Source organism: Rhodococcus sp. 1163 (assembly GCF_002091985.1).
Lineage (GTDB): Bacteria > Actinomycetota > Actinomycetes > Mycobacteriales > Mycobacteriaceae > Rhodococcoides.
Window position 1 is genome coordinate 35596 of record NZ_MKKX01000038.1, and the last position, 14823, is coordinate 50418.

Genomic DNA, 14823 nt, shown 5'->3' on the forward strand with positions numbered 1-14823 from the left:
GCGCATAAACTCCTGTCCATGACTGCTGCCATGGTCGATCTGATCGATTACGACGACGTGCTGACCCGTTTCGACCCCGTACTGGGTATGGAGGTTCACGTCGAGTTGGGCACAGCCACCAAGATGTTCTGTGGATGCCCGACGGCGTTCGGCGCCGAGCCGAACACTCAGGTGTGCCCGGTGTGCCTGAGTCTTCCGGGCGCGTTACCCGTCGTGAACGAGGCGGCCGTGGAATCTGCGATCCGCATCGGGCTGGCCTTGAACTGTTCGATCACGCCGTGGGGAAGATTCGCGCGCAAGAACTACTTCTACCCCGATCAGCCCAAGAACTATCAGATCTCCCAGTACGACGAGCCGATCGCGACCGAGGGCTACCTCGACGTGTTGCTCGACGACGGCAGCACCTTCCGCGTCGAGATCGAGCGTGCTCATATGGAAGAGGACACCGGAAAGTCAACTCACGTCGGCGGCGCCACCGGCCGGATCGAAGGGGCGAGTCACTCGCTGCTCGATTACAACCGTGCCGGAGTTCCGCTGGTCGAAATAGTCACCAAGACCATCACCGGCACCGGCGCCCGTGCACCAGAGGTCGCTCGCGCGTACGTGACTGCGCTGCGCGATCTGCTGAAGTCGCTCGAGGTGTCGGACGTCCGGATGGATCAGGGCTCACTACGTTGTGATGCCAACGTGTCTTTGATGGAGAAGACAGCAACCGAGTTCGGTACGCGTACCGAGACCAAGAACGTCAACTCCCTCAAGAGCGTGGAGGTGGCGGTCCGCTACGAGATGCGCCGTCAGGCCGCCGTGCTTGTCGCTGGCGGCGAGATCACCCAGGAAACGCGTCACTTCCAGGAAGTGGACGGCACGACGACCAAGGGTCGCAAGAAGGAGACCGCCGAGGACTACCGGTATTTCCCGGAGCCGGACTTGGCGCCCGTTGCGCCCGACGCTGCGTGGATCGAGGAACTGCGCGGCACACTTCCAGAGTTGCCGTGGTTGCGCCGAGCACGGATCCAGGCCGACTGGGGCGTCTCCGACGAAGAGATGCGAGACCTCGTCAACTCCGGCGCACTCGAACTTGTGGCTGCGACGGTCGACGCTGGTGCACCACCGCAGGCAGCGCGCTCGTGGTGGGTCTCATACCTGAGCCAACAGGCCAACATCGCCGGCATCGAATTGGGCGCACTCGCGATCACACCCGCTCAGGTGGCCGAGGTTGCCGCACTGGTCGAAGACGGCAAGGTCAACAACAACGGTGCTCGTCAGATCGTCGACGGTGTCCTCGCCGGTGAAGGTGAACCCGCGGCAGTCATGGCTGCCCGCGGCCTCGTCGTGGAGAAGGACGAGGGGAAGCTCCAGGCCGCGGTGGATGAGGCTCTGGCAGCGAATCCCGGTGTCGCGGAGAAGATCCGCAGCGGAAAGGTGCAGGCCGCTGGTGCAATCGTCGGTGCTGTCATGAAAGCTACTCGCGGACAAGCCGATGCGGCTCGGGTGAAGGAACTGGTACTTCAAGCTTGTAGCTGAGTTAGAGTCGGTTCATGCCGTCGGCGGGAGCATCCCTTTTCTGGATCTCACTGATCGCGGTGCTCGCGCCGCTCGTGGCAGGGTTCGTGCCGCGTCGGTTACTGCCGGAAGTCGTTCTTCTGTTGGTGTTCGGAATGCTGGTGGGGCCGAACGTTCTCGGTCTCGCAGTCGACGGCGCCGAAGTGGACTTACTGCGCGAGCTCGGCCTCGGCATGCTTTTTCTCCTCGCAGGTTTCGAGATCGACGTCTCGGAAATCACCGGGCGCGGGGGCCGTCGAGCGCTGGTCACATGGCTGGTCAGTCTGGCGGCAGCATTCGGAGCGGTATTTCTGCTCGGGCAATCCGGTATGGCCACCGCGGAGATCGCGGTGGCCATCGCATTGACCTCGACGGCTCTCGGAACCTTGCTGCCGATCCTCAAGGACAGTGGTCTACAGAACACACCGCTCGGACGCACTGTGATCAATCACGGAGCGATCGGCGAGCTCGGTCCGGTGATCGCGATGGCCGTCCTGCTCGGTTCACGCGGAGACGTGAAGTCGATCGTGATTCTCGCGCTGTTCGTCGCTGCAGCCGTCGCCGTCGGCTTCGTCCCAGCGCGATTGCTTCGCGAAGGCTCCGATCTATTGGCGGTGATTCGTCGAGGTGCCGGCACCACCGCACAGACGACGGTCCGCCTTACGATGTTGCTGCTGATCACGCTGATCGCCATCGCTACGATCTTCGGGCTCGACATCATTCTCGGTGCCTTTGCCGCCGGGTTCATTCTGCGGCGGGTCGTACCGAGCGGCGATGAACAACTCGAGACCAAACTCGAGGGCTTGGCGTTCGGGTTCCTGATCCCGGTCTTCTTCGTGACCTCAGGGATGTCGATCGACATCGGTGCTGTGCTCGCGGAGCCTGGAATTCTCCTTGCGTTTCTGGCTCTTCTCGTCCTGATTCGGGGTGTTCCGGTATTCATCGCAACCAGGTTGGATCGACAGGAAAAGTTCACCACCCGCGAGCAGTTCCGCGTCGCGCTCTACGCGACAACCGGCCTCCCACTCATCGTCGCGGTCACCGGTGTAGCGGTCGACGCGGGGGAGATGTCCACGGCCAGTGCCTCGATACTCGTTGCTGCAGGCGCGATTACAGTGTTGGTGCTCCCACTGGTCGCAACCCTCCTCGCCTCGGATCCTCCGAAGCTCGACCAGTCACCTCACGAGGTACACCCAGGAGAACCCTCCTGACGCCATCGACGCGGGCGGCGTCGGCGGACAGCGAGGCCGGATCCAGAATGTCTGCCGAGGCCTTCATTCATTGACGGTCAACTGCGATATCCAATACCAGTCCGACATCCATCCGATGGGTGTACCCACTGCGCATTTCACCGCGGTAGAACCACCTCGGACTTCGCGTCACGGCCCGCAGAATGTCCGAACCCTCGATTGGCTCCCAGCCTTGGCCTTCGACTTCCTGGTATGTCTGCGATCGGATCTTGATTCCGATGACGAGGCCGATGGTCAAGGGAATTTCGTTCGGAGTTGAGCCCCCGAGCAGTGTTCCTGACAGCACACCGCGTATGTCACCGGTCAGAAGTACTTCAGGATCCTGTGGGGCGTTTATCCAGTACACGACAGTCCCTCCGGATTCGAGAGTCCGGCGGTCGGGTGCCCAAGTCGGATTTCGAGGGAAAGGCCGAGCGTAGGGCTCGTCTGCGGTGCGAAAGCTCAACTTCAAAGCGGCTTTTAGGCCGACAACTGGCGGCGGGGTTGCTCCGTCTTCGATGTCCAGGTTGTCGATGTCAACGGTCAAGACATCGACCATTGATTCGACCGGTGTTGGGTCGGTGAAGCGATGCATCGATTGTGTCCCGTGCACTCGGAGGAGCCGACGGACGAAGCCGTCGGGCACGGGATTACCTTGCCCTCGAGATTACTCGGTTCGTGGCCGACACCGTCCGGTCAGGGATCTTCTTTCGGTGTCTCACCGAAGCACCGCCTCAGAACCAGACGAATCTGGGACGGATCCGCTTTTCGGGCAGCTACCGAGTGCGGCTTCGGTCATTTTCTTCGTTCATCGAGAGCTGCGTCGCCGAGATCCGCAGCGGCCTTCAACTCGAGACCCCGATGCGGTTCGCGCAACGCCTCGATCGCCGAGGTCCGGTTCGTTGTCGATTCGATCGCAGACTCCATGCCCATCGCTGACCGATCTCACTGTCGAGCAACCGCACGAGCTTCGACATCCCAACCCCCTTGGTCATCCCAGCACAACATCAACGAAGTGTCTCAACAGACTCGAGGACACCCGCAGTGGTAGGCCATCGTCCCACTGACCTTGTGCGGTCGTAGCTTTCGTAAGTACTCGCTGGTCGATCGCGGTCGATATCGGCCTCGAGACGAATTGTTTCCGCTGTCGCATGCCGTTCCTGCAAACAGAACCCAAGCCAATACCGTTGCAGTCCAGGCCAAGTCGAACGCCAGCGGCACGGTGGGGTCGATGGGGACGTACTCCGTCCGACAGCGGGATTCTAGGAGTTCGCCAGCACCGTTTCCACCAGTTTCTCAGCTGCCCGGGTGCAGTCGTTGCGGGTGTAGTCCAGTAGGCGCATGTCTTCGGCTCCGGGTTCGTATGCGAGTGTATTTCCGCGTCCCTGGATGATGGCGGCGTCCGGTAGCAGCGGGTGCGCCTCGTCGCGTTCGGCGATGATGCGTGTGCTGCCGGCAGCGTCGACGAGCATCTGGAAGAACTGCTGATAGGAGAGATTCTGGTCGCCTATCAGGTATGCCGCGCCAGGAACGGCATTGCGTAGAGCTCCCCAAATCGCCTCGGCCAAAGAGTCGACAGACATGTAGTTCGTGCCGCCGGTAGGGGCGAAGTCCGGGATGTCCGGTTCATTTCCGGCTGCCCACGACACCATCCGTCGGTACCGCGCTGTCGATGCGCCCGGCATGACACCGATGATCGATGGCGGGTTGAGGGTGGAGACGACGAATGATTCGTCCGCAAGAGCGCGGGCCCCTTCGTCGGCAGCCTTTCGGGCGGCGATGTAGGGGTTGTCCGCGGCAAGCTCGGGTCGAAGATGGTGATAGTAGCTACCCACTTGGACGAACCGTTTGACACCAGCTTGCTTTGCGAGCGCGGCGAAGCGTGGGACGCCGACGCTTTGAGTCTCCTCCCAGAAGCGTCGGTCGTCGCTGTTCGCCGGTTTGTGCCGCACGTCTTGACCCGCGGCGAAGACGATGCCGTCGAAGACCGAGAGCTGATCTGCGGTGAAGGTGGGGACTGTGTAATCACCCGCGAGGAGCGGGAACTCAGCCGCGGGCGAGTTTTCCGATAGCGGCCCACGGGCCGCCACTGTGACGTCGTTACCGCTTCGGCGTAGGTGGAGGGCGGTGTGCGCGCCGATCATGCCGGTGCCGCCGATAACCAGGATCTTCATCGTGAGGTGCCTTTCGAAGGGGTGGGTTCAGGGATTACGCGGACGGTTGGTCCACCCGCCGGAATGACGCGGCACCCAGCCGCCTGCAGCGTGGGTGCCGCCGTCGACGTGCACAGTGCCGCCGGTGACGAAACGGGACAGTGAGGAGGCGAGGAACAGGGCCACACCCGCGACGTCGTCCGGCCGACCGGGACCGCCGAGCGGTGACCAGGTGGGCCAGAGCGACTGGTCTTCTTCGGGCACGAGCGTCGCGTAGGGAACCTGGATCGACTCGATGAGATCCGGAGCGATCGCGTTGACTCTGATCCCGGACGGCCCGACTTCCGCGGCCAACGACCGAGTGAACTGCGTGAGCGCGGCCTTGTACGCGGAGTAGACGGTCTGACCCGGAATCGCTCGGTGGGATTCGACCGTCGTGACGTTGATTATCGAGCCGCCCCCGCCTTCGATCATGCCGGGAAGCAGCGCGTGCGTGAGGCGGAGGATGTGCGCGAAGTTGATTTATCTTCACCCCCACCGCAGGAGTCTGTCACGTCGCAGGAGCGTCGGCGTGTCGGCTTGGTTTGGTCGTGAACGAATGGTTGCCTACACCCGTACGGGAGGTGGGTGTCATGGCTCGGACGCAGAAGGTGGTACTGCCGGACGGCGGGGTGACCTGGACTGTCCTCGACCATGATTACGCAGTGGTGGACCCTGTCGAGGAATGGCTGGAGTGGCTTCGCGTCGCGTGCGCTTTCAGCCCCAACACTGTGAAGGCATACTCCCGCGGGCTCGCGTTGTGGTGGCACTACCTCGAGCAGACCGGCGTCGACTGGCGCGATCCTGGACTGACCGCTCTGAGCGGATTCATCGGCTGGCTCGCCGGCGGGAATCTCCCCACCACTCGCCTATCTCCGGCCAAGCCCACCACCTGCGGACCGCGCACAGTGTCACTACGCTTAGCGGCACTGGCCTCGTTCTACGAATGGTCCGAACGCCAATACGGCACGGTGGCACCACGATTGGGACGTGCGAGACGCGAGCCGGAGTTCCAATCGTTCTTGGCGCACCTGCGGAACAGGCGTCGCGATCGACCCGCCGTACTCGTTCCGCGCCGCCGCTGGCACACCGGTCCGACACCGGTGTTCCTGCCGGTGCATGTGCAACGGATCTTCGATACCGCAGCGACATTCGATCCGGCCAACCGGTCGTGGACCGGGAATCTGCGTGACCGTTTACTGTTCGAAATACTCGCAGAGACCGGTCTTCGTCTCGGAGAAGCGTTGGGGCTGCGCCACGAGGACTGGATAGTCGGTCGCGGGTCCACGCCCTACATCGAGGTCGTACCTCGCGACGACAATTCCAACGGTGCCCGGGTGAAGAACCTGAAAGGTCGGCGTGTGTTCGTATCCGACCGGCTCGAGCGGCTGTACGGGGATTTCCTCTACGAGGTCGGCGATCTCGCCGACCGCCGCGGCTTACCGCTTCGTGACACCGATCCCGTGCTGGTCAATACCGGTGGCGGGCAACTGCTGTCGGCGATGACACCGAGCGGTGTCTACCGGGTCGTCGAGAGGCTGCACCGCCGCCTCGGGAACAGCGTCCCCACAGGCTGGACTCCGCACTGGTTCCGGCATACCCACGCCACCGCGCTACTTCTGAGCGGTGTCCCCGAACATGTCGTCATGCGCCGACTCGGTCATGCCCAGGTCCAGACCACCCTGGACCTCTACGGGTGGGTGACCGAAGAAGCCGAGCTGCGCAGCGTGGCGGAGTGGCGCAAGTACGCGCAAGGATGGGCACTGCCAGCGGTGCCCGGCTATGCAACGGAACCGGAGGTTCGATGAAGTCTGCTGCGCTGCCGCTGCCCGAACACACACCGGCCGGGGTGACCGACCAGGACCTGTGGGAACTCGTACCTGAACATCTCAGGCCGGGAGCGACGCTCGACATGCTGGCCTGGCCGTGGCACGAGGTGATCTACCACTACGGAAGCCGAACTCACCGGTACGTCGCACTCGATGTTCCCGACCCGATCCGTCATGAATTCATCTGGTGGCTGTGGTCACTGCATGTCACCGGTGAACGGGTCGCGCCAGCCGCAGTCTCGGCGTGGATGCATCAGATCGCGCAGATCAGCACCTCGCGGGTCCAGCAAGGCCAGCCACCGATCGCCTCTGTCCTCGATCTGGACCTCGACACGTGGATCGCCGAAGCCCGATCAGCGTTCACCGCCCGCCACCAGCGGCTTCCGGGCGCACGGTTCAGCCAAAACCACCTGCAGATCATGCGCCGCCTGCGGCGGGCGGTCGGCATCGCCTACCACGAACAAGCATGGTGGCAGGCCGAGCTGTGGGACCCCTTCCATGACCCCCGAATACCGGCGCGTCGACACGAACCGCGCGGTCAAGCCACCGTCGACTGGTCGAGTGTGGAACCGGACTGGCTGCGCGCGGCCGGGCAATGGTGGCTCGGAACCCTCATCAACGCCGACCGGATTCGGTGGGGCAGCGTAGGCCGATACCGGACCTCGTTGACTGCTCATTTCGGGCCGTTTCTGATCGAACGCGGCATCAACAGTCCTGTACTGGTCACTGACCCGGCGACGATGCTGCGCCCGTTCGCGAACGACTTCCTCGGATGGCTACGCACCCGCCGCGCCGCCAATGGACCCAACAAGGGTCAGCCGTTGTCCAACAAGACGATCTCCCTCACCCAGACGGCGGTGAACTCGATGTACGCCTTCTTCGTCGAACACCGCGACGAAGCAGCGTTCGTGCTCGGCGACCCGCGGTGGCGTGAGTTGACCGAACGCCACCTCGTGATGTGGCCGCGGGGAGAAACGATCTCGGTCAGGCGCTCCGACGACGCACCCGAATACCTCGACGAACACGACCTCAGCCGCGTCACCGCACACCTGGATTTGATCGGTTTACCGGTATCGGAAAGCCGCACCATTGTGGTCGACGGGCGCGAGAGAGAAGTGTTCGGGCTCGGCGATCCGCAGGTCATGCGCGCCTATCTGCTGCTGATCCTCACCGGGCGGCGCGTCAACGAGATCCTGATGCTCGATCCGCAGCCGCTGAGCTCCCTACTCACGACACCCGGTCGACACTCCGATCCGCAGAACACCGAATCCGAAGCCCCAGTGTCGGAGTTCTTCGTGGCACGGCTGCGCTACCAGCAAACCAAGATCGATGGGGCCCCGAACACGATCCCGGTCGAGCAGGCCGTAGTGAACATCATTCGCGAGCAAGAGGACTGGGTTCGCGACACCATCCTCCCGACGTTGACCGATGGCGCGGAACCGAAGTACCTCTTCCTCGCCCGCAAAAGCAACCAACGTGGCCAACGCCCCCTCGGCGGCATCAGGCAGCGACTGACCGACCTCGCCGCACTGATCGAGCTCCGCGACAAACACGGACGGCCCGTCGATTTCCAGCGCACCCACCGGCTGCGACATACCAAAGCCACTCAGATGCTCAATGCAGGCACACCACTGCACGTCGTGCAACGCTATCTCGGTCACGTCTCACCGGAGATGACGCTGCGCTACGCGAAAACACTCGCCAGCACTCACGAGGAAGAATTCCTGAGACTGACATTGATCGGCACCGACGGGCGTGACCACGACATCGACCAACACGCACTACTCGACGTCCTGCAACTCGATCAACGCACCGACCGGATCCTGCCCAACGGCTACTGTCTGCTGCCGCGCCCGAAAACCTGCGAACGGGGCAACGCATGCCTCACCTGCGGCGAATTCGCCACCAACGCCACCTACCAGACCGAACTCGAAGATCAACGGCACTCGACACTGCAACTGATCGAAACCCGACGCACACAACACTTCCAGCGCACCGGCAAGCACATGACCGACGACAACATCTGGCTCAGCACCCGCCACAGCGAAGTCGCCGCACTAACCCTGATCATCGCCAACCTCACCGACGCTGACGGCGACGGCGACGAATCGACCACAGTACAGGGAGCCGGAGTCGGCGGCCGAGATGCGATCCGCCGAGCATCAGAGCCGCGGACGCCGGTCGACCTGCCACTGGGACCGAGCCGGAAAGGACATCGACTATGACACTCGACGCCGAACAACGCAGCCAATTGCTCCGTCGATCCGCCGAAGCCCGTACTGCCGCCGCGTTCGAGAAGGCATCGAAAGCAATTGCCGCACTGAACAAACGCGGGGAAGCGGTGAATTTCCGGAAGGTGGCACGCGAAGGCAACGTCAGCCTCGACTTTCTCTACCGCAACACCGAACTCCGAGAGACGATCACCCGCCTGCGCACCCGCAATCAACCAGCACCAGCCACGCCGGTCTCCCCGGACACGCACAGCACGATCGTGCTCAGCCTCACCCGCCAGCTAGGTGAAGCGAAAGCCGAAATAACCCGGCTGCATGCCGCGCTCGCCGCGGCGCACGGCGAGAACCTCGCACTACGCCGAACCACGACCACGCCCCGGTACGAGCCTGCGACGTGATTGGTGCGCCTCCCTTTGCTGTTGTGACTCTTCACTTCTCATGCTGCTCCGCGACCCCCGCTCACATATGGACGTAACCGATCTCGACCAGGCGTACGAACAAATCTCACCCAGGGCGCAGATGAGTTGTGTATGCAGTGCACACCTCGTTGCTGACGGAAGGCTGTTTTGCCGACCGTCGACAGGGAACTTGGCTGGGTATGGTGGCAGCAGTTAGACCTTTAGCCAAAAACACAACGGTCGGTTTTAGTGGCAGAATATTCTGTGTGAAGGACCAACGTCGTTCCTGGCTACTCATCGATGCAATGGATCCGGAACAGCCCTGTGTGCTCGCCGTGGGTCAGTCTCAACGTTCAGCAAAGGCGCTCACCGCGGTCCTTCGGGGCCCTAACTGCAAGCGTGCATTGGATGCAGTCTCGAACGTCGCTAATCTGCGAACGGGTGCGTCGGAGGAGCAGCTGCCTCAGGATCTGGTGTTACGCGCCGAGCCGATTGTCGCCGAGGACGGACACGTCCCAGGGGTGTGGCTTGGCATCTTCGGACAGAGGGTGCCGCTCCCCGATCGGGGACCTGTGCTCGCTTTTCGGTGGAACGTCACGAAAGGCCTGACGGAAAGTGAGATTGGAGTTGCCGAACGTCTCCACATGGTCGACTACGGAACCGATGCGGGTGCAATTCTCAGCGTCCTTGCGGCACCGCGGTATGCGACAGGGTTCGACTCGGTAGTGCTCGACCGTAAGGAGATCCCACACCAGAGGTTTCGTGTTCGTGCACGCATCGACGACGCGGTGGTCAGCGGACACGTCAGCAGTGGCAGTGGGAGCACTGACCGGTTCCTCTCCGGACTTTCAATTCCCCTGCCTGAACATGTCGACGGGCCAATTGACGGGCGAGAAAGTCTCGACGGTTTGGTTGCGCAAGCGAGTTCCAGAGTCGGCGTCCACCGTGCTGTGGTCAGGTCGCAAGATCTGGAACTGCTGCATTGGTACGACGAACCGCCCACCGGGACCGCTTGGCGGTACCGGGACCGAAAAGGTAAGAGCTTGTTCAATCCGATCGATATGACGTCACTCCCATCTGAAACCCGCCCCGAGACGGCTATGCGACGTGGAACGGTGCGGCTTCTACATCAGAATGGGCAGTATCAAGCGTTTCACTGTGAATTGAAGCCAATCCCTGACGTCGAAAATGCTTCTCTCGCAACATTTACCGTAGTTCGCAGATCCGTGGCGTAGCGGATCGGTATCGGCTACTGTTCGAGATCTCTCGCACTTACCGAAATACCCGGGTCATTCTTGTGGAGATCGGGATGGCCTTGACCGCCTAGTAACGCGTCGTTGCTATTTGCGCCTATGCCACACAGCCGGTTGTCTGCTGTCCCGGTTGCGACCACCTTTCATGTGTACGTCGATGCCGAAGAGGTTTCATGTCCCAACGCCGACCATTCGGGGCGATTATTGCCCTGGTGTTGACCATGCAGGTCCTGAGTAGCGCAAATGCGTTCGCCCAACCTGTCGATACACCAGCCCCACTTGAGGTACCCGATTCGCCCACTGTGCCTGGGGAGCAGTTGCCGGGTCCCGCGCCAGCTCCGGAACAGCTTCCGACTCCCGATTCCGAAATCTTCGTTCGCAGTCTACCGATTGTCCAGGTCACCGATCCTGCTGAGATTCAACGGATCGGCGATTCAGCGATTCAGGAATCTGCGCAACAACAACGATCTGCGACCCCTATCCAGGGGTGCAACAACACCCGCTTCAAATCGTGTGGGGTGTACATCGCTCCAATCCTGCAGTACCGGAGGGGGACGGACGGCGTCGCGGTTCCTTTTGGAACGTTGAATGTGAACATCACCCTCGTCATGTCGTCGTCGGTCAACAACCGCCAATCCAATATCTTCGCGTACTTCGAGAGCGAGATCGAATGGGGAACACCGATAACAACAGGTACTTTCACCTTCACTCCTTCGAAAGTGGGACCTGATGGAATCCAAGCTCCTATCGCCGAGATGCGTACGTTCAATCTGAATCCACCTGGGGTGATTTCGTACGAGCAATACCCCGAGTTCTCCAAGCTCACGACGAGCAGCATCGGCTGGTCGACGTACACGTTCGCCTGGACCTCCGTCATCGCAGGCACCATTCAGGAAGGTCCGCCGCCTGGAACGTTCTACACGGAGCAGCGGATCCGCTGCGACAGTACGGCAGCGTTCGGCGCAGCCGGATGCGTCAATCCGACAAACTATCCCACGGTCTACTACAACAAGGCTGTTATCCCGACTATTACGCAACACGTTCTCGACCGTCAAGCCATAACCGGTGAGGGCCGCCCGTTCGGGTCGTCTCTCACACGGACGAACAAAGACGGAATCGACCTAAACCGCGACATATCGTGCCCGGCCTCACAACTTCGACGGCTCGAACTGTTGGGAGAAAAGCCGGGACCGGACGAGATGGAGAATCCCTCGTGCGATGAGTACCCGCTCGCTTCCTCCGATCAGGGCGGGTCCGGGGCATCTGTTCGATGGGTTCCGTTGAAAGAAAACAATTCTCAAGGCGGAACGATGTCCCAATTCTATAAAGGAAACCGCGTGATGGTCGGTGACAACTTCTACGTCAATGCCTTCAACTGACCGCCCAGTTTCAGTTCATTCCCTCCCGACCAGAAAGCAGAGTCATCATGAAAGTACGTTCAGCACGTAAGGCCCTGGCAGTCGGCGCACTCTTGAGTGCAGCTGTAATCCTCGCACCAGGTACCGCAAATGCAGCCGCAGTGACCGGGTGGGTCGGTCCCGCGGGAAGCAACGGCGGCGGCATCCAGTTTTTGAACACCTCTACCATCATCAACTCACCCAACCTGACCGCACAGTCGAAGATCTACTCAGTCTTTGGCCAGACAGCCCCTCCAGGAGACATCGGCGTCCGCGCCCGCCTGTTCAAGAGCGGGGTCTTGTGCGAGGCGATCGACTATAAGTACAACGCATTCCCAGCGCCAGAGCTAACAGTCGGCACGACGAAGACCTGTGGTACCGGTTCGTACAACAGCCACGGATTCACCGCCGTGTGGAACGGCACCAGTGCCTACCGGGAGGCCCTGACGTTCCCCAGCAACCCTCTCGACTGGACAGCTCCGGCCGCCCGATCGGCAGAACCCTCGACCGATAGCGGCGATACCGTCGCAGAATCCGGCACGAACGATCAGGGCCAGACGTACGGACAAGGTGATGCCGCCAGCGACGCTGAGTTGCCCGACCTCGTCGCGGCGTTCGGAGATGATGGTACCGCTGGCTATATCGAGAAGTCTGCGCTTCAAAGCGCGGTAGCGTCGCCGGCGGAAGCGACAGCGCTAGAACGGCAGACCATCGGCGGCGTGGACGTCTACGGCTCTGCGCCCAGGACGGTGCCGGTCTTCGCCGAGGACGGCATGACGAAGATCAGTGACTTCACGATCTCCTGAAGAATCGACTCCTGCCGAGTGTGCGCGTGCACTCGGCAGGAGTCGTTGTCTTACTTACTTGCCTGCTGCTGTTCTGGGGTAGGCATACGTGTCATGAGGGCTGTTATGGGGGCCAGAGTGTCCGGGTCCAAGTACACACCCCACCTGCCGTACGAAATCGGCAGACCGAAGACCAGGGCCGATCCCCCATCGCGGGTGGCGTCGATTGTCTCGTCGAGTCCTAGAACTTCCTCAAACATCCAATAGTTGTCTCGTCCGGAAGCGTAGTACTCATGCGTCGCACGAAGATCCGGTGCCAGCTTTGCCTCCCACTCGCTGCGTGACTCTTTTTCGAGGTCGCTGCGGTACCGCGCAAGAATCGTCTCTGTCAGGTTGCCGTCTGCGGCCGCCTCGAGGAGGCGCTGTTTTGTCACTATGCGGGTGGTGGTCTGTGGTGAACCGAAACCGCGGAAGATGCCATCGCTGTCCGCGGCGTTCTGGTAGTCGGCGAAATCGAGATTGGCGATGGACAAGTTGTTCTCGACGTCTGCCAACACTGCCGGCATTACTCGAAACGCCGGCATCGGCTCACTGCCTCCGCTGTTGCGGAATTCGATTGCCAGAATGGGCATTTCGGAGCTTTCGAATGTTTGGCGGTCGGCGATGAACGCATAGGTCGGCGGGGGTGCTTGCAGGAGGCTGATCACCTCGGCCGGGGACGCGTTTTCGAACGACGTATCGTCGATCAACGTCAACGTCGCCTGAACCTCAGTAGCGTCTGATTGCGTGTGGCTTTTCGACGCTGCGGCAACGATGTCGTCCCATGACCCCTGATCACCGAAATAGGTTCTGATCAATAATGATTCGCCCTCGTGCGCTATTTCGACCATGGCCTCTACGTTACAAGACTCACTCCAATCGATGCAGGGAATGTAACCGTCGATCCGACATGACTTCTGACCTCTTGCGGACCTACCGTCCGCGCTGCTGCCAAGACCAAATCGGGCGATAGGACAGCGAGAAAGGCCGAGGTCGGAGGGAGCCTGGCCGGGGCCGACGCTCGATTTCTTAATATCGGTGCGGTTTACCGAACCGAATATGGCGGCGTGAGCAGGGGCCGCGGAGGTCGCGGGCATGTTGTCGAGTGTGTATCGGCGGGCCCGCGGTCTCGACGCTGCGAAGCGTGCATTCACGCAGGCGCGGTAGTCGTCGTCGTCTGACCCGTGAATCGCTACCGATGCCAGCGAGGTCAAGGCCGGGCGATCACATGGAGCAGGTAAAAGCCCGGCTCGTTCACGCAACTCTGCCGCCATGTCCTCCCACAAGGAAGGGGATGGGGCGAGCTCGCACTCATGAACCCAGCCCGGAATTGAGTAGCGTTGTCACCGACGCTCCTCGATCTGAGAACCCGCAGTACGTAGTCGTCACAGAGATGCCTGTCAGGACGTAAGGTGCGTCTTCATCCCCCAAAACGACAGGCTGGTGTAGATAGGTCTTCCTCGTGCAGTTCGTCCCACAACGACGGCGCGTTCTCGACGAACGAGCCCTGTGGTTGCAGAAAATGGCCGACATTGTTCACCAGCACGTCGGGGTTGAATCGGCAAACGTCGGGAAGGACGGAGGACTCGCGAACGTCCCAGTCGAGTGCGGTGAGGGAGCCCCCTGCCTCTGCATCGAATTCGAGCGACCCGAGCTGAGTGTTGTCCACGACAAGGACATCGGCGCCGTGGGAAGCGAAGGTGCGTGCGATCGCGGCTCCGATACCTCCTGCTCCACCGGTGACCACGGCGCGACGGCCGGCCAGCATCGTGCTGGAGGGGAATGGCTGCGGATTTGGCATAACTCTGATTACAAGGGATCGCCTCTAGGAGTACCAGGTGAATTCCCGCTCGATGGAAGAATCCGCATTCGCAGTCGCTCAGGGTGCTATCACTGAAGGCTGCGGCAGTTATGAGCGTCTTTCGCTG

Annotated in this window: 13 protein-coding genes and 1 pseudogene; 8 read left to right on the forward strand and 6 right to left on the reverse strand. The window is 61.4% G+C overall.

The window, feature by feature from the left end; translation table 11 throughout:
• Positions 1–18 precede the first annotated feature (18 nt).
• Entirely contained in the window at positions 19–1524 is a 1506-nt protein-coding gene (gatB, locus tag BJD99_RS17855; protein ID WP_084348534.1) for an Asp-tRNA(Asn)/Glu-tRNA(Gln) amidotransferase subunit GatB, read from the forward strand.
• 14 nt (positions 1525–1538) lie between these two features.
• Positions 1539–2753 (forward strand): cation:proton antiporter, encoded by a 1215-nt coding sequence (locus BJD99_RS17860; RefSeq protein WP_084348535.1) that lies wholly within the window; start codon positions 1539–1541, stop codon positions 2751–2753.
• A gap of 67 nt (positions 2754–2820) precedes the next feature.
• On the opposite strand, the gene BJD99_RS17865 is transcribed toward BJD99_RS17860, so the two are convergent.
• From BJD99_RS17865 to BJD99_RS17875, 4 genes and pseudogenes are all read right to left on the reverse strand, one after another.
• Complete coding sequence (locus tag BJD99_RS17865) at positions 2821–3318, reverse strand: hypothetical protein (protein WP_143542226.1); 498 nt, start codon at positions 3316–3318, stop codon at positions 2821–2823.
• 248 nt (positions 3319–3566) lie between these two features.
• Positions 3567–3698 (reverse strand): hypothetical protein, encoded by a 132-nt coding sequence (locus BJD99_RS21355; RefSeq protein WP_256895910.1) that lies wholly within the window; start codon positions 3696–3698, stop codon positions 3567–3569.
• Between the two features lie 335 nt (positions 3699–4033).
• Positions 4034–4945 (reverse strand): NAD(P)-dependent oxidoreductase, encoded by a 912-nt coding sequence (locus tag BJD99_RS17870; protein ID WP_084348537.1) that lies wholly within the window; start codon positions 4943–4945, stop codon positions 4034–4036.
• 27 nt (positions 4946–4972) lie between these two features.
• Positions 4973–5446 (reverse strand): annotated as a pseudogene (locus tag BJD99_RS17875) (SDR family NAD(P)-dependent oxidoreductase); the annotation flags it as partial.
• A 110-nt stretch (positions 5447–5556) separates the two neighbouring features.
• Here BJD99_RS17875 and BJD99_RS17880 point away from each other — a divergent pair.
• The 6 genes from BJD99_RS17880 to BJD99_RS17905 all read left to right on the forward strand — a co-directional run bounded on the left by BJD99_RS17880 (position 5557) and on the right by BJD99_RS17905 (position 12877).
• The gene (locus BJD99_RS17880; RefSeq protein WP_084348931.1) at positions 5557–6771 is read left to right on the forward strand and encodes a tyrosine-type recombinase/integrase; all 1215 of its coding nucleotides are present in this window, start codon (positions 5557–5559) and stop codon (positions 6769–6771) included.
• Positions 6768–9017: a tyrosine-type recombinase/integrase gene (locus BJD99_RS17885; protein ID WP_179142398.1), complete on the forward strand. Its 2250-nt coding sequence runs from the start codon at positions 6768–6770 to the stop codon at positions 9015–9017. Before BJD99_RS17880 ends, BJD99_RS17885 begins: the two co-directional genes overlap by 4 nt.
• Positions 9014–9421, forward strand: a complete 408-nt coding sequence (locus BJD99_RS17890; protein WP_084348539.1) for a DUF6262 family protein — start codon at positions 9014–9016, stop codon at positions 9419–9421. The genes BJD99_RS17885 and BJD99_RS17890 overlap by 4 nt, the downstream gene beginning before the upstream one ends.
• 200 nt (positions 9422–9621) lie before the next feature.
• Positions 9622–10656: a GAF domain-containing protein gene (locus tag BJD99_RS21545; protein WP_373270567.1), complete on the forward strand. Its 1035-nt coding sequence runs from the start codon at positions 9622–9624 to the stop codon at positions 10654–10656.
• Positions 10657–11264: 608 nt separating this feature from the next.
• Positions 11265–12053 carry a NucA/NucB deoxyribonuclease domain-containing protein gene (locus tag BJD99_RS17900; protein ID WP_176224748.1) on the forward strand — a complete coding sequence of 263 codons (789 nt, stop codon included), beginning with the start codon at positions 11265–11267 and terminating at the stop codon, positions 12051–12053.
• Between the two features lie 47 nt (positions 12054–12100).
• Positions 12101–12877: a hypothetical protein gene (locus BJD99_RS17905; protein WP_084348542.1), complete on the forward strand. Its 777-nt coding sequence runs from the start codon at positions 12101–12103 to the stop codon at positions 12875–12877.
• A gap of 50 nt (positions 12878–12927) precedes the next feature.
• Here BJD99_RS17905 and BJD99_RS17910 read toward each other — a convergent pair whose 3' ends face one another.
• Both BJD99_RS17910 and BJD99_RS17915 read right to left on the reverse strand, forming a co-directional pair.
• Positions 12928–13746: a hypothetical protein gene (locus tag BJD99_RS17910; RefSeq protein ID WP_084348543.1), complete on the reverse strand. Its 819-nt coding sequence runs from the start codon at positions 13744–13746 to the stop codon at positions 12928–12930.
• A gap of 569 nt (positions 13747–14315) precedes the next feature.
• Positions 14316–14696 carry an SDR family NAD(P)-dependent oxidoreductase gene (locus BJD99_RS17915; protein ID WP_084348544.1) on the reverse strand — a complete coding sequence of 127 codons (381 nt, stop codon included), beginning with the start codon at positions 14694–14696 and terminating at the stop codon, positions 14316–14318.
• Positions 14697–14823: the final 127 nt, after the last annotated feature.